This is a genomic window from Thermogemmatispora sp., from assembly GCF_019683635.1.
Classification (GTDB): Bacteria; Chloroflexota; Ktedonobacteria; order Ktedonobacterales; family Ktedonobacteraceae; genus Thermogemmatispora.
Genome location: NZ_JADGIA010000046.1, coordinates 14102 through 30117, shown reverse-complemented (window position 1 = coordinate 30117; position 16016 = coordinate 14102). Strand labels below are relative to the sequence as shown.

Here is a 16016-nt window from a genome sequence, read left to right as displayed (position 1 = left end):
ACAGCAGCGCGCCTGGTCAGCGGAAGTGAACCGCAGGCCAGGCGCGCTCTATAGAAAACTCGGAGGTAACCGTGCATAGCATAAGACAAAGCGCTGTTGCTGTCAAGCCGGGGGGCCTGATCTCCTGGCTCAACGCGGCCCCTGACCTGGCGGCGGAGGGGGCTGGTTCATAGCGGCCCACTCATTCAAGGTCAGCATCAGATCGATCAAATGCTTTATCTCTGGCCAGAGCCGGCGCGCCGCAGTCGTGCTCAGCTCGCCGTAGTCGCGCAAACGAGCCGGGTGCAGTTCCTCCAGATCGCACCAGAGCAGGCCGAACTCCGCCAGCATCACCGCCCGCAGATTCTCCTCGCTCGCAGGCAGCCGATAGGCGCGGGCCAGCCGGGCTACCTCGCTCCGCAGCTCGCCCAGCAGAGCCAGCAGCTTAGCGCGCTGCTCAGGCGTAAAAGGATCAACCATCCGCGTCAAGGCCAGCAGCGGGGCCTCCTGGCGCTGCAAGCGTTCCTCCGCCCGCCAGGCCGCCAGCTCCACCCGGCGCAAGGCCGTTGTCAGGGCCAGGCGTATGCCCGGCGAGAGCGCGGGCGCGGCCTGTTCTGCCTCTTCCTTGTGCGGCTCCTCAAATGGTAGCTTACTCATAGTCCGTCTCCTTTCTCAGTGCAGCCCGTCTCTATCAGTCTGGCCTGCATCCCCGGCGCCAGGCGCAGCAAGGTTCGCAAGCGTCTGAAGAGAGGCAAGACCAGGGCCAGGGCCGGCCCGGCGAAGGGAAGATCATAGCCTGCCACCTGATCAGCGGCGCGTGGCTCATACAGCGTCAGCCCGGAGCCGAGCAACGAATAGCGCAGCTCCAGCGACGAGAGATTCCACGGTGCGACGCAGTGCAGACGCAGCGGCACCTTCTCCCTCTCCGCGCCCGCCGTCCGGCGTCCGGTCCGGCCTCCATCGGCCTCCAGCACCAGCAGGGCGCTCCGGGTCAGAGCCAGCCAGCGGGGTGGACTACCGTATTCAGCCAGGGCGGGCAGACCCAGCGTCAGCAGCACCTCCTCGCGCCCCATTCCTTGCGCCGTCAGCCAGCTTTCCAGCATCTCCTCGAAGCGTCGGGTCAGCCGCTCAGGCAGTTGCCCCCCCAGGTCTGCCAGCTCCTCCACACGACGCGGCTCCGGCTGCCAGGGCGAGAGCGCAGGCCAGACGCGCAGGCGCCGCTCCTCCTGGCCCGGAGGCAGCGGCAGAAAGGCCTCCACAATCGCCAGCAGCCGGCGCAGAGCCTCCTCGGCCTCCGGCCAGGCTGGAAACTCAACACGCAGCGTCTCCTCTCCCTGAGCCGCCGCCACGCCCAGCACCAGCTGGAGCAGCGCTTGCTCCGCTCCCCGTCCGGTCCGCCGCGCCGAAGCGCTGGCCGTCTCGCCCTCGACCCTGCAGGTGTGCAGCCGCTCTACTGGCAGCGTCCGCGCCACATAGCCCCCTTCCGTAAAGCTGCGGCCCTGAGCAAAGTAAGCGCGCAGCCAGAGCACCTGGCGGTCGCTCACCAGCAGCAGCCCCTCGGGCAGGTAGCGCCCCTGGCGGCGCAGCAGGCCCAGCCCACCGGCCTGGCGCAGAGGCGGGCGCTCCACAAAGGCCAGCACCTGCTCATCCTCATCGAGCAGCTGGCGCAGAACAGGCTGAAAGCGTGGCGCCACGAAGCGCAGCAGGCGCGCCGGCTCAGCGAAGGGCAGCGAGGCATCGGCCCGCAAGAGCAGGCCCCCGGCGCGCAGAGAACGTTGTTCCCCGGCCAGGCTGGCGGCGGTTTGCCAGCTCAGCGGGGTTTCGTGGAGATCCTGAGCCTGCAGCGTCCCCCGTGGCTGTGACGGCTGGCGGGCGCGGCGAGCCTGGCGCGCGGCAACCCGCAGCCGCTGCAGCACCTGCGCGGCCTCCTCTGCCGTCAGCCAGCGCAGCGCAGGCCGCTCCCCCTCAGCGAGGAGTCCACGCTCACGCGCAAAAAAGTCCTCAACCTGGCGCCGCCAGGCTGGCTCAGCCAGGTCGGCCAGCACCGCTGGCGAGACCGCCTCCTGCCGCTCCTCATCGACCAGCGCCCCCAGCCAGAGCCAGTCATCTGGCTCGTCAGCCGGCACCAGCTGCAGGGCCGCCACCAGGCGCACGCGCAGCCAGGTCTCGGGTGGAGCACTCTGCGGCAGCAGCACCAGCAGACGCAGCTCCAGGCCCTCCTCTGGGGTAGCGACGGCCAGATCCGCTGGCAGCCCTGGGTGAGCCGCCGTCAGGCCGCTCACCCAGAGACGGCCCTCCTGCCAGCGATAGCGCAGACAGGCCGAGCGTGGCGCCGTCAGACGCGCCGTAAGCACTGGGCCGCTCTCCGGCGGTGACTGCCGGATCAGTGTAGCCTCGTCTTCAGCAGAAGCAGAATCGGGAGAGCGCCATGACATCATCCAATAGCCTCCTCTCCAGAGGATCAACGAGCTGGTCAGGCCCGGCCTTGCCTCACGGCCCACAAAAAAATGGCTTCTACGCACCGCCCTGGTCGGCTGTGCCAGGGGACAGTGAGTAGAAGCCATCAGCCCCGAAAAGGCATTAAGCGGGCTTCATCGCTCTTCTATTGTACTGGTAAGTATGAGTATGAGTGGACAAGTAGCGTAAGCGCAGGCCAGCGCCTGCGAGATCGGGCCTCCGGTGCCCCGCTCAGACATGAGAGCGAGTGCGCAGCCAGAGGCTGACGAGCAGCGCCAGCACCAGGCCCACCACCAGGCCAATCCAGGCCGCCGGCCTGATAAACGGCTCCTGCCTCGCCTGCAGCAGCGTGACCTCCAGCAAGCCGGAGCCGACATAGAGAAAGACGGCCAGCACCAGCAAAGCCAGGCCCAGGCCCAGCACCACCGGCAGCAGCCGGCGTCGATCAGCCATCTTCTTTTTCACTCCTCGCTTTTCGGGTGGTCCTCTCTGGCTCTCGCCCCGCAGGCGAGGCGAGACTCAGCCTCTCAAGAGAGGCCCACCATCGCCGTCTATCTGGTCTGTATTATACAAGCCAGCTCAGCGGACGACAAGGCCGGGCCAGCCACCGCCACCACCGGCTCCACCCCATCCATCTTGCCGCTTCTCCTTCCCAGAGCGCGTCTGGAAGAGCGCGCCCGAACTTTGATATACTTGGGGGGAGGCAGGAAGCCCCGGCCCGCCCCAACGCAGCAGCGAGCAGCAGAGGAAGACCGCCGCCAGCCGAGGGGAACAGATTTTGTTGCTATTGTGGTTATTGGGAGCATCCTGGGCCGGGACCTGCGCCGGGCCTGACGAGCGGCCCGCGCCGTCCCAGGTTCAGGGGAGGAGAGGACACCTTGCACAGCGGCGAATCAGCAAAACCAACACCGTCAACGACCCACACAGCGATCGAAATCGTCTGGTTACCAAAGCAAGAAGAGTACGCCCTGCGTAGCAAGCCCGACGGCGCGCTTCAACCGCTGCCACGTCAACCGGAGGAGTGGCGAGCCTGGCTAGAGAGCCAGGGCGCCTTCAACTTCAGAGGGCAGCAGGGTCGACTGACCCTGCGCCGCGAGACCCGCAAGGGGCGTCCCATCTACTGGTACGCCTTTCGTCACTGTCTGCACCGCACTTTCAAGCAGTACGTCGGCAAAACTGACTCTCTCACCCTGGAGCGCCTGGAGGAAGTCGCCGCCAGGCTAGAGCTTAGCTGTCGCCGCCTGCGCGACTACATGCGGGCCCGTCACGAGCCGGGACTGCGCGATGGCCGAGGGCCGCTGCTGCAGACCAGGCTCAGGCCGCCGGCCCTGCCTGGCGACCTCATCCGTCGCGAGCACCTGCTGGCCCGCCTCGACCGTGGACGCGAGCGGCGGCTGATCCTGCTCTGTGCCCCGGCGGGCAGCGGCAAAAGCAGCCTGGTGTGCCAGTGGCTGGCCCATCTCGCCGAAGAGGCCGACGCAGAAGGCGCCCCGCCTGTGGCCTGGCTCACCCTCGACGCCGCAGACAACGAGCCGTCGCACTTCTGGCGCTACCTCGTTGCCGCCTGCGCGCGCTGGCTCTCGCCCGAAGAGAGCCAGCGCCTCACCCCAACGCCAGCCAGCTCCCTGGCCACCAGCCTGGCCGGACTGGCCCCCGTCGGCGTCGCCGCCAGCGCCATCAGCGAGACACTGGCCGACCAGCTCGTCTTGCTGCTCAATTTCCTCAGCCAGCATGCTGCCCGCGGCCTGCTCATCCTGGACAACTACCACTTCATCAACGCCGAGGCCATCCATCAGATGCTGGCCTTCCTTGTCGGCCACCTGCCCGTCGGCCTCTGCCTCGTCCTGCTCACGCGCGAAGAGCCGCCATTGCCACTGGCCAGCCTGCGCGCCGCCGGCGCTCTGCTGGAGCTACGTGGCCCTGATCTCCGCTTCTCCCAGGCCGAGAGCGCCGCCTTCCTGCGTCCCTACGACCTCGCCCCCGAGCAGCTAGAGCAGATCGACCAGCTCATCGCCGGCTGGCCGGCTGGCCTGCGCCTGCTTTCCCTCCTCTTAGAGAGCACCAGGCTGGCCAGCGAGCGCGACGGTCAGCCGCTGGCCCCCGCCGCCCTGGAGCGCCTCCTGAGCGACTTCCGCGGCAGCCAGCGCCCACTCTTCGACTACTTCAGCAGCGAAGTGCTCCAGAATCTGCCGCCGCACCTGCAAGATTTCCTCCTGCGCACCTGCTGGCTTCCGCGCCTGCAGCCCGACCTCTGCTGCGCCGTCAGCCCCCACAACCTTCACGGAAGCGCCGCCCTGCTGGAGGAGCTAAAGCGCAGGAACCTCTTTATCGAGCCGCTTGACCCGCCGCGCGGGGTCTACCGCTACTACCCGCTCTTCGCCGACGCCCTGCAGCACGAGGCGCGGCGTCGGCTGCCGCGCGAAGAAGTGCGCCTGATCCACTACCAGGCCAGCCGCTGGTATGCCAATCGCGGCCAGCTCGAAGAGGCCATTGAGCTGGCGCTGCAGTCCGGTGTCAACCCGTGGGTCGCCGAACTCATCGAGCGCTTCACTATCCCCCTGCGTTTCTTGCGCTGGGGCGACCACCATGCCTTAGAGCGTCTGCAGTGCTGGCTGGAGGCCGTGCCCGAGCCACTCATCTGGAGCCGGCCCCAGCTCTGCCTGCTCAGCGCCCTGGTCATCCACTCCTCTCTGCGCGACCAGCGAGCCGGCTTCAACCCGGAGTACCAGCCAGCGCCCGCTCACATCGCCCGCATCAATGACCTGCTGCAGCGCGCCGAAGAGCTATGGCGCCAGAGCGACGATCGGACCGGCCTGGGGCGGCTCTACGCCTGTCGCATGCTGACGCTGGAGCACCTGCTGACCTCGCCCAGCCAGCCCGGGCCCGGCCAGCGAGCCTACGAGAGCGCTGTCTACGCGCGGGCCGCCCTGGAGTACCTGCCCCCCGAAGAAAGCGACTGGCGCCTGCTCTGCCTGGGCTACCTCTTCGGCTACTACCTGCAGAGCGGCAACCTCAAAGAGGCGGAGACGATCTGTCGCGACATCGAAAGCCTCATGCAGATCAGCGTGATTGAGCAGCTCTCTCCCTCCAGCGCAGAATGGTTCAACGGCTTCAGCAGCAGCCTGCGCGCCTTTCTGGCCACCCTGGCCGGCAAGTTGCAAACCGCGGCCTATCATTACCGCTACCTGGCCAGTACCTGCCCGCCAGAGCACCCTGCCGCTCTCATGGCCCTGCTGGGGCAGGCCCAGATCCTCTACGACTGGAACGACCTGGACGGAGCCGAAGAGCAGCTAGATCGCCTGGAAGAGCGCCTGAACGCCCTGCAAGCCAATGCCAGCGACGAGCGCGACGCTTTTCTCTCCTCCCTGCTCAGCCTGGACGCCCGCCAACTGCGCGCGCTCATCAGCCAGGCCCGCGGCCAGCTCGACGCCGCCCGTGAGAGCCTTCGCCTCCTGCTGCTGCAGATCAGCGCCAGATTCCCTCACCCAGGCTACAACCACTATCCGCGCGCCTGGCTACTCACCCGGCTGGCGCGTCTCGATCTTGCACGCGGCGACCTTGAGGCCGCCCGCGAGAGCGCTGACGAGCTGGGGCGGCTGCTTGGCTCGGAAGGTCACTACGAGCTGGCAACCAGCCGGGGCGGGTCGCAGCCTTTGCTGGCGATGAAGGGCAGCGCGGACCGCGCCGCCTCACCCCCCACTGAGAGCCAGGGCGCCCACCTTATCCCCAGCGACCAGGCTTCCAACGGCCTGGCGCAAGAACAATACCAGCTGCTCGTGGCCCGCCTGCTGCTGGTCAACGGCCAGACCCGTCAGGCCATCCTCCTCCTGGAGAAGATCCATGAGCAGGCGCGGCAAAGCGGACGCGAGCGAGGGCTGCTGCAGGCGCGCCTCCTGCTCGCCCGGGCCTACGCCCAGGAGCACGACCCGGTACTTGCCGGCACCTTCCTCGGCAGCGCCCTCGAACAGGGGCAGATCGAAGGGCACCGACGCATCTTCCTCGACGAAGGCGAGCCGCTGGCCGCCCTGCTGCGCGAGCTGCTCCCGCGCGTGCGAGGGCAAACCCTGCGCGCCTACGCCGAGAGCCTCCTGCAGGACTTCGCCGCCGGGCGCAGCCAGCAGCCGCCCATCATCACCGCCGTCGAGGCCACCCTCCCTGAGCCACTCTCGGCCCAGGAGCTGCGCGTCCTGCAGCTGCTGGCCGCCGGCTACAGCAACGCCGAGATCGCCGGGGAACTCATCGTCTCGGTCAACACCGTGCGCACCCACATCCAGCACATCTACCAGAAGCTCAACGTACACAACCGCCATCGCGCCATCGCCACCGCCCGCCGCTACGGTCTTCTCTAAGCGGCGGGCCGTCCGTCTCTCAGGCCAGCCTCCCCAAGAGGCTGGTCGCCGCGCGGACGGCACAATCATCCAGCTCATCATCCAGAAGGATGATGCCCTCTTTCGGTGCGTGGGTTACACTAGCATCGACAACGCAACGTTTCACCTTCACCAGGGAAGGCCAGCCCAGGTCTGCCAGACGTAGCAGCACTGATCTGGCCTTCCCCCATTCAGCGAGCGACGGCAGACCAGCCCAGGGCGCGCGCCGACAGCCGACGAGTGAGAGGAGGGGCACCCAGTTCAGACAACGTCGAGAGAGAGCGCACCAGCCGCAGTGAGGCGCCATGAGTGAACGACGCGCCACCCTGGCACCTGATGAGATGAAGGGAATCAGGCCAAAGCCAAGCAAGAAAGAAGGGACAATAGCCATGCAAACCGCCGTCACCGACGAGCACCGGCTCAGCCAGCCGGAGCAGAGCACCGTCGAGCCTGTTATCCAGGTTGAGAACCTGGTCAAATGCTATAAAAAAGCCCAGCGCAACGCCGTGGATGGTGTCAGCTTCAGCGTGCCCGCCGGCAGCCTCTTCGCTCTGCTCGGGCCGAACGGGGCCGGCAAGACCACCGTCATCTCTATCCTGACCACCACCCTCAGCCCGACCGCGGGCCGCGTGCGCATCGCCGGCTACGACCTGGAGCGAGAGGCCGCCCACATCCGACGCCAGATCGGCATCGTCTTCCAGAAACCAAGCCTGGACCAGAACCTGACCGCCGAAGAGAATGTCCGCCTGCACGTCGCCCTTTACGGCCTCTACCCCTATCGCCCGGCCTTTCGCCTCATGCCCGCCGCCTACCGCCAGCAGGTTGAGGCCCTGGCCGAGCTGCTCGACATCAGCGAGAGTCTTTTCAAGCCCGTCAAGACCTTCTCCGGCGGCATGAAGCGCAAGCTGGAGATCCTGCGCGGCCTGCTGCACCGACCCGCCGTCCTCTTCCTCGACGAGCCGACGACCGGGCTTGATCCCGAGAGCCGTCATAGCCTGTGGGACTACCTGCGGCGTGTGCGCGCAACGGGACAGACAACCATCTTTCTGACCACCCACTACCTCGAAGAAGTTGAAGAGGCCGATGCTGTCTGCATCATGAGCCGCGGCAAGATCGCAGCGTCGGGCACCCCCGAGCAGCTCAAGGCCAGCCTGACGCAGGCCCGTCTCCTGCTGGATGCGCCCGAGCGCGCCCGCCTGCGCCAGGAGCTGCAACAGCTTGGGGTTCCCTTTCAGGAGGGGACCGTCTTTGAACTGCCTGTTGCCGGCCCCCAGGTGCAGTACCTGCTGAAGAGACTGGAGACGCCGCTCAGCCTGGTGCAGACGCACGCCCCCAGCCTGGAGGAAGCCTACTTACACATTATCGGTCGGCAGACCCTGGACAGTGAGGAGGAATAACGAGTATGGCAACGCTTTCCCCCCAGTCGTCTTCTACGCAGAACGTGGCTTCGGCTTCGGCCACGGAAGCCAGCCAACACGAGGAGCTGCTGCGCCGCATCCTGGAACCGCAGCCGGGCCAGCGCCCTCTGAACCGCACCTGGAACGCCATCGTGACCATCGCCGCCCGCGAGATCATGCGCTACCGGCGGGACAAGGCTTTTCTCCTCTTCTCAGTCATCATGCCCATCCTGCTCGTTCTGGGCCTGGAGGGGCCGCTACAGAGCAACTTTGGTCAGGCCGCCGGCTACAGCCTGGTGACCTTCGCCATCACCGGTATACTGGCCATGACCCTCTATGAGCATACCCTCCAGGGCATTCTCTCCCTGCTGGAGGACCGCGCGAGCGACTTCACGCAGGAGCTACTGATCGCCCCCGTCTCACGCTACGCCCTGATCGTCGGCAAGATCCTGGGGGCCTCGGTGGTTGCCCTGGCCCAGGGCTTGCTAGTGTTGCTCCTGGGCATCTTCTTCTTTCAGTTCCCGGTCTCGCCCACGGGTCTGCTCCTGCTTCTGCCCGTGGCGCTGCTCACCTGCTTCTCAGGCGGAGCTTTAGGCCTCCTCCTGCTCTCGCTCTTCAACAGCCAGCGCAGCGCCAACCAGGCCATTCCCCTGTTGCTCTTCCCTCAGTTCTTCCTGGCGGGCATCTTCATCCCCATGCGTAACCTGCCCTGGTACCTGGACCTGCTTTCGAAGATCACCCCGCTGCGCTACTCTGTCGACTTGCTACGCAACGTCGTCTACAGCGGGCAGCCCGAGTACGCCAAAGTCGCCCTGGAGGGGCCGCTTGTCAATCTGGTGGTCGTCTGCGCCCTGACCCTGCTCTGTCTGGTTGCGGGCACCATCCTCTTTGTCCGCAGCGAGCGCGAACGCTAGTTTGAGCTGGTGCGAGAGTAAGCGATCGAGCGAGCAGGTCAGTGGAGAGAGAAGCAGCTCGTGGCGCTCCCGCGCCTGGAAGCGGGCCGGGGAGCGCCAGGGTCAGCGGCTAGAACAGAGCTGGCGGACACGTCTGAAGATGCTCCGTAAACAGATAGACATCGATCGTCACCGTGCTCTGATCCTGGCCCAGCGTATAGAGAGGATCGTAGAAAGAGGTGCAGGTAAAGGCAAAGTGCTCCTGGCTGCCCATCTGAGCGAGCAGGCTCATCACCTTGCGTGACACATCGAGCGAGGTGCCGATGGCGTCCACCGTCGGCGCGCCGTCGTAGACGATGACGAGGCCCGCCGTGCGCCCAATGAGAAAGGACTGCGCCCGCACCTGACGCTTGAGGGCCGCCACAGCCCCGGCGTCGTTGGCCAGCAAGCCGTTGGCATCGACCGTCAGCGTAAAACGGTGATGGTGCAATTCCAGGCGCGGCAGCACCGTCGGCGAGGGTGTGACCGCCAGCCTGGTCGGCGTTGGGGTCACCGGCGGCGGCACCTTCGCGTAGGTATTGGCGGCCAGAAAGATCACCGCCAGGCCGAGCAGCAGATCGGCGAAGAGCCAGCCGGCCAGCAAAGTGCTCTCGCGCACGCGGGGAGGACGAGGAAAGCTGGACATCGTTGGATGCTCCTCCTGGCTTCGCTTCTGACAGGGCCTCGCAGCTCCTCAGCGCCCGCCCTGAGCTGCTCCTCTCCATCGCTATCGGCAGTCAGCGAGCAGCAGCGGCGAGAGAGGCAGAAGAGGCCGCTTCTTCGTTCAGGGCTGCCGTCCACCGGCCTCGGGATGCTGCATCACAGCGGGAGCCAGAGCGCGGAAAGCCCCGGCCACCTCGCTGATCAGCGTTGCCGCCTGCCGCAGCTCGCTGGCCCCCTGGCGCAGGGTCTGCACGGCCTCGCTCAGGCTGCCGGGCGTGCCCGGCATGGGCAGGCGTCCATCCTGAATAGCCGCCGCCTGCAGGCGCAGCGTATCCTGCATATCGACGGCGATGCTGCGCAGATAGGTGGCCCCCTGACCCAAGGTCCCGATGGCGTCCTGCAGATTGGCCAGGGCCTCGCCCAGACGCAGGGCCATCTGCTCCTGCGCCTGGCGCTCCTGCGAGAGTTCACTGAGGAAACCCTGCCAGGCCCTGGCGGTGCCCTCCAGATTCGTGCCCAGGGTGGCGAGCTGTCCAACCGCCAGATCAAGCGTATCGATGCTGTTCATCAGGCGCTGCCAGCCCTGAGAAAGCGGCGTCAGCGCGGTAGCGGCCTTCTCAAAGCGATCATTGGCATCAACGATCTCTTCGAGCAGACGCTCATGACGCTTCTCCAGGCGCTGTACCGGCTCGCTGATCGCCTGCAGCCCCTGGACAATGGCCCCGCTGGCCTCCTGTAGCGTCCTGGCGGTCCGCTGCAGCTCATCAGCCAGGCGCCCGCTGCCGTCGAGCAGATCAGCCAGGCGATCAAGCAGGCGCTGCCCGAGATCGAACTGCTGCGCGAAGCGCTGGTTGATGGTCTCGACGGAGCGCAGCAGCTCGTCGGCCACCGTCTTGAGCTGGTCACTGGCCTGTCCAAAGCGCCGCTCCAGCTCTTGGGCGATGTCCTCGAAGCGCTGCCCGATACGCGCGGCCAGACGGTCAAAGCTGGCGAGCACGTCGCTGGCCATCTGATCGATGCGCAGGGCCACGTCGGCCAGATTCTCGCCCGGCGTGAGGGCCAGGCGCTGACTGCGCAGGGCCAGCGCCGCCTCGCTGACCGCATGGGTCAGCCGGCCCTCAAAAAGGATCGCACTCCATTCCCGCTGCCGCTCGCCGCGCCGCTCTAGTAGCAGGACAGAGAGGGTCAGCAGAAAGACCAGGAGCAGGAGCGAGGCGTCGATGAGGCCGACGCTGCTCAGGCTCCACAGCGGAGCCAGGCGCCCATCAAAACCTTGCTGCCAGAGATAGAGAAAGGGCTGACCAGCGTCGGGCGGGCAGAGGCTCCGCTGCTGCAAGCAGGGCTGCAGCAGATCATGATAGGCGTTGCTGGCCTGGGCGATGCCGTACCAGGTGACCATGATCGGCACGAAGACGAGTACGTTGCGCAGCCCCTCCAGCACCCGCAGCAGGGGCCGATCAGGTTGCTGCTGCTGGCGATAGGCCGCCGCGATCAGGCCAGGAGCGATATAGGAGTGCAGATCGACGCCGCTCCAGGCCGAGGGCGAAGCCTGCCCCGTCAGCGCCGCCTGCACAGCGGCCAGACGATCAGCGCCGGCCTCGTCAAAGCTTCTGATTTCATCTTCCAGACTTCTTAACTCGACCTGAATTTTCTGCAGATCAGGCATAGATGACCTCTATAATCAACCAGACGAAGAGCAAGAAGCAACATCAGCATAGCCAGATAATTGAGATCATGACTCGCGGCTAAACGCACCGCTACGATCCTCAGCCGTGGCCCATCGGCCTCATTTCAGGAGCGTCGATGTAGGCCACGCCGCCGGGCAAAGAGACCGGACACTTTTTTCAACAAAGGAAGGCCAACGGAGCGCCGCTTGGGCAGACCCTCGGGCTTCAGCGGACCCAGAATAGACAGATCAGCTTCATCGCTTACCTTTTTCTTCTTCAGACCCTTTGAAAGCTTCAGCGCGCTCAACAGCTCTTTATAAAGCGCGGCATAGCGCGCGGGATCAAGCGCGCGCTTGAGATAACCCAGAGCCTTGTCGAGATATGGATCCACCTGACGCTTTTCCAGAGCGGTGGCGACACGCAGCCAGCTCCAGGACAAAGAGATCAGGAGCGAGGGAAGCACCACCTTGGGAGTGGCCAGCGTCTCAAGGAGCCTCTTCGTCTCCGGCCTTCGCAGGTCTGCAGGCCCGAGGCTCAGCAGATAGAGCTGGGCCAGGTTAGCCAGCTGCCAGCACCGGGCATAGTCAGGATGCGAGAGATAGAGAGGACCATAGCGCTCCAGCAGCCAGGCGCGCTCATCAGGCGTCAGCTCGCTATAGGCCAGTAGCGCTTGCAGATCGAGAGGATCTAGCTGACGTTCCAGCCAGGTGGCCAGTAACCGCCGCTTCTCCTCGCGCGTCAGCACCTGACAGACGGCCTGGTGATAGAAGAACAGGCCCAGGCGCGTGCGCAAGAAAAAGGGATCGCCTTTGCTGGCGCAGTTCCGTATCAGGTCGGCCACGGCCTCGACCTCTGTCGCCGGCCAGATCAGCAGCAGGCGCTCGCGCAGAGCATCGGAGGCATAAGAGAAGAGCAGTGACAGTAGCTCCTTCCTCGGAACATCAGAAGAGCACGAGAAGAGATGCAAGAGGCGCAGGCAGAGGGCTTCCAGCGACGGCAAACGTGTCTGCAGGTAGAGAGCGGCCTGCTGCTGCAGCTCTCCGGCGTAGTAGCGAAGGCGCTCCAGGCGATAGCTCCGCATCATTCGCCACAGCTCTAGCTCGCCCAACTCTCTGAACAGGGCCGAATCCCGCAGCAGCTCCTGCATCTCGCTCTCGGTGGGCAGAGGACTGAGCTGGCAGCAGAGGGTCAGCAAGCGGAAAGCCGGCGCCCTCTGGTCTCTCAGTAACACCGCCGCCAGATCGAGTACCTCATCACGCTCGTCTGCGCTGGAAGCCTGGTTCAAGAGCAACAGCAGCTGACTCCAGTCGCCTTCGGCGAGCGGCAACGGCCCCCCGCCGCTGGCCGCCACCGGGTCCGTCAGCACACGCCGGAAGAGGTGCAAGCACTGGCCCCGCCAGGCGCCCGGCAGGACGAGGACCAGCCGCAGCAAGGAGCGACAATCTTCCCAGTTGCGGTACCCCGTCAGCAGCTCACCGACCACCTCGCGATAGCGCTCCGCTTCGCTCCTGGAGAGGGCGCGGGCCGCACAGGCCAGTACCCCGCTACAGCGGCCCGGCCTCTCCCGCAGGACGCTATGGGCCAGCGGATCATCGAGCACGCCTCTGACCGCCTCCCCTAGCAGACTGCGCTCCATTCCCAGGGCATCGAGCGCCAGCAGCAGGCGTACGCGCGTCGCCGCCGAGAGCCTGGTACTTCGCCAGAGATCGCGCGCCTCATTCTCGAAGCTCACCAGGGCCTGATCAAGCCGGGCCTCCTGCCGGCGCCGCTCTGCCAGTGCGCGCAAATCAGCCAGTATCTGATCAAGCAGTGCCTCGCCCTGGTGATCATCACAGAGCCGCTGCAACACCTGGCGGCGCACCATGAGCTGAGACCAGTCCAGGGGATGATAGCGGGTAATCTCGGCGATCTTGTCAAGCGTCAATGAGCCTTGATTGCTTCTCCAACGTCGATATTCCTGCAAGAAACTGTGGACATCGGTGACGCCCCCTTCCAGATCGCGATGGAGTTGCTCAACTGAGCGCAGATCACCCCCACGGAAGGCGGCATAGGCCAGCTCGACAAAATCTCGGGCCTCTGGCAGCTCGCGCAGAGAAGGCGAAGCAGGCAGGCCAGCAAAGAGATTGAAAGTCCAGGCTTCGCGATAGAGGCGCTCACTCAAGCAGTTAGCCGCCTGCTCTGGCCGCCCCGGACAGGTGGTCACCAGGGCAAACGCCTGTCGGATGACGCGCGAATCGCTCAGGTCGCTGCTCTCCTCATAGGTGCTGAAGGTCAGTCGCCGGCCCAGAGCGGGCGGCAGGAGCTGCATCAAGGCCCATACCAGCCAGGCGGCCTGGTCGGGAGTGGCGATCAGATAGATGGGAGGGATGCCAGCCTCAGTCTGGCCCTCGCCAGCCAGGGCCTCTCTACCGCCGCGCCTGAGCTGGGAGGCAGCTTTCGCCGCCTCGCGCTGGGCCTGGGCGCTATCGTAGCGCTCTTGCTGGTCGAAGAAGGCCAGCAGCAGCCAGGGCAAGAACTCCAGGGCCGCGCTGCGCTCACTCTCGCTCAGCAGGATAAACTCGGGTCCGCGCGGCGCGACGCCGGGTCCGTAAGCCAGTCGCCAGCGCGCCCGCAGACGCTGCTCCAACTCGCTGCGCGGGATCGCCGGGAGCGTGATCCCGTGTCGGGGGTCATCGCTGGTTTGCCAGAGCAGGTCATCGTGATAACGCCAGAGGCAAATGGCGCGGTCGGCGCTGAAGGTGGGCTCCAGGCCAGCCAGCAGATGGACAAAATAGTTGCCGGGGCGCCCGGCTCCGTCGCGTCCCACATAGACTTTGTGGAGCAGCAGGCGCTCATTGCCGCTCTGAATGAGCGCCAGCGCCCGCGGCGCCTCCTCGATCTTGAGGCTGGTCAGGTTCGTATCGGCTGGCAACTGATATCTGAGATAGGGTCGCAGCTGCTCCAGGCGTCCCTCGCTGCTCAACCCCGGCGAGCAGGCCCGCACGCGATAGCCGGCGGCGAGGGCACTCTCCAGGCCCCGATCAGACCAGGTATACCAGAGCTGCTCAATCGGTTGCAAACTCGCTGCTTGCTGGTTCATCGTCCGCTCCTCCGTGCTTGATGGGACGGCGCTGCCTTGTCCGCTTGCCTTGCCTCGCCTTGCTGTGCGGTCCGCCTACCACTCCCACTTGCCCGCCCCCCTGCGCTCACGGCCAGTTGAGACGCTGCCCGGGCTGAGCGCCCTGCCAGGGAGAGGCTGGAGCTGCGGGGTAAGCCGGGGGCGGCGGATAGGCTGGAGTCTGGACCGTCGCGCTGCCGTGAAGGGCGGGGCCGAGGCCGCTTGCGCTCCTGGCACGGGCCGGAAGCAGGCCCAGCTCGTGCAGCACCCAGAGAAAAGGATCAAGACAACGCCAGGGACTGACCGTCGGAATGCTTCCTTGCTCGTCCGGGGTATAGCCAAGGGCCGAGACCGCAGTATAGCAGACAGGAGCAAAGAGCTGCCCCTGATAAAACTCGACTGTCGCCAGGAAGCGCCCTAGATCGTATTCATAGAGCAATTGCCGCACTTCCTGATCGACGCTGGCCAGATCATTCAGGTCAAGACCGCCGCTGTAGTCCGGTGCACGCTTGAGAAAGCCATATTGCTGGCCAACAGGCCGCAGCTTCTTGAGCAGGTCCGCTTTGGAGAGCGTGATCGCCAGGGGGCGCGGCCTCCGCGCCCGAGCCTGGACCAGCGGCTGAACGATCTTCGAAAAGCTATCGAGTGGATGCCCCAAGGCCAGGTTGTGGCCGTAGCGAAAATGGGGATCGTTCGGCAGACTGGCGCGCACCGCAGGAATGGCTACCGGATCGAGCATAAAGATGATAGCGTCGGCATTGAGCACGTAGGGCGCATACTGGACCTGCCTGGCCTGAATGACATAATCCTCTCCCGAGGTATCATAGATGACCAGATTAAAGCGCGTGGGAGGCAGATCCGGCTCCAGACGCATGCCAATCTCATAAATGATGGGTTGATGAGTGGTATCGATAGCGCGCGGCGTGCCCCGCGGCACCATCCGGTCGACAAAGAGCGGCTTGCCGTAGTCGCGCTCGTAGCGCTCGCGGGCTTCGGGCGTCAGACAGGGCAGCTTGGCTGGCAGGTCACGGGGGAGAAAGGCCCCCTGCTCCAGCAAACGCAGGAGTACGGCGATGTAGACGCTCTTGCCCGAGCTGACATCGCCAATGATGGCGATAGTCACCTGGCGCGTGCGCTCGATATTGTAGGGCAGGGGATATTGACAGTGTGGACAGATGCGTACCGCCTGCTTCCTGGTGAACTGCTCGCCCATCAGCGAGGTGGGGAAGAGAATAGAGAAGAAGCGCCGCAGGCCGCGTGGCGGCTCCCGGAGTGGGACGAGGGTGGCAAGCGACTGCGACTGGAGTTCCGGGAGGCTGACAATCGCGCAGGCCCCGGGATAGATACGCTCGCAGCACGAGGGGCAGAGGACGCTGCGCCCGTGATAGAGCAGCGTGCTCAACTGTCCTCCGAGAAAGCTTCCTGCCTCTCGCAGAATCTGCCTCAAGCTCATATGA

At 65.5% G+C, this 16016-nt stretch carries 11 protein-coding genes; 3 read left to right on the top strand and 8 right to left on the bottom strand.

Annotated elements, in window-relative coordinates; genetic code table 11:
- Positions 1-129: 129 nt before the first annotated feature.
- From IRZ31_RS07520 to IRZ31_RS07510, 3 genes are all read right to left on the bottom strand, one after another.
- Complete coding sequence (locus IRZ31_RS07520) at positions 130-636, bottom strand: hypothetical protein (RefSeq protein WP_297151838.1); 507 nt, start codon at positions 634-636, stop codon at positions 130-132.
- Positions 633-2417, bottom strand: coding sequence for a hypothetical protein (locus tag IRZ31_RS07515; protein ID WP_297151835.1), 1785 nt, complete (start codon positions 2415-2417; stop codon positions 633-635). Before IRZ31_RS07515 ends, IRZ31_RS07520 begins: the two co-directional genes overlap by 4 nt.
- 250 nt (positions 2418-2667) lie before the next feature.
- On the bottom strand, positions 2668-2889 hold the full coding sequence (locus IRZ31_RS07510; RefSeq protein WP_297151832.1) for a hypothetical protein: 222 nt from the start codon (positions 2887-2889) through the stop codon (positions 2668-2670).
- A 425-nt stretch (positions 2890-3314) separates the two neighbouring features.
- Between IRZ31_RS07510 and IRZ31_RS07505 the strand changes: the two genes are divergently transcribed.
- Positions 3315-6785, top strand: a complete 3471-nt coding sequence (locus IRZ31_RS07505) for a LuxR C-terminal-related transcriptional regulator (protein WP_297151829.1) — start codon at positions 3315-3317, stop codon at positions 6783-6785.
- Between the two features lie 19 nt (positions 6786-6804).
- On the opposite strand, the gene IRZ31_RS07500 is transcribed toward IRZ31_RS07505, so the two are convergent.
- Entirely contained in the window at positions 6805-7194 is a 390-nt protein-coding gene (locus tag IRZ31_RS07500) for a hypothetical protein (RefSeq protein ID WP_297151827.1), read from the bottom strand.
- On the opposite strand from IRZ31_RS07500, the gene IRZ31_RS07495 reads away from it, so the two are divergent.
- Positions 7193-8200: an ABC transporter ATP-binding protein gene (locus IRZ31_RS07495; RefSeq protein ID WP_297151825.1), complete on the top strand. Its 1008-nt coding sequence runs from the start codon at positions 7193-7195 to the stop codon at positions 8198-8200. The two genes, IRZ31_RS07500 and IRZ31_RS07495, sit on opposite strands and share 2 nt — an antisense overlap.
- A gap of 5 nt (positions 8201-8205) precedes the next feature.
- On the top strand, positions 8206-9114 hold the full coding sequence (locus IRZ31_RS07490) for an ABC transporter permease (protein WP_297151822.1): 909 nt from the start codon (positions 8206-8208) through the stop codon (positions 9112-9114).
- Between the two features lie 109 nt (positions 9115-9223).
- Here the strand turns inward: IRZ31_RS07490 and IRZ31_RS07485 are convergent, their stop codons facing one another.
- From IRZ31_RS07485 to IRZ31_RS07470, 4 genes are all read right to left on the bottom strand, one after another.
- Entirely contained in the window at positions 9224-9778 is a 555-nt protein-coding gene (locus tag IRZ31_RS07485; protein WP_297151819.1) for a hypothetical protein, read from the bottom strand.
- A 138-nt stretch (positions 9779-9916) separates the two neighbouring features.
- Complete coding sequence (locus tag IRZ31_RS07480) at positions 9917-11461, bottom strand: hypothetical protein (protein ID WP_297151816.1); 1545 nt, start codon at positions 11459-11461, stop codon at positions 9917-9919.
- Between the two features lie 125 nt (positions 11462-11586).
- On the bottom strand, positions 11587-14541 hold the full coding sequence (locus tag IRZ31_RS07475; protein WP_297151813.1) for a hypothetical protein: 2955 nt from the start codon (positions 14539-14541) through the stop codon (positions 11587-11589).
- A gap of 106 nt (positions 14542-14647) precedes the next feature.
- Entirely contained in the window at positions 14648-16012 is a 1365-nt protein-coding gene (locus IRZ31_RS07470; protein ID WP_297151810.1) for a hypothetical protein, read from the bottom strand.
- Positions 16013-16016 lie beyond the last annotated feature (4 nt).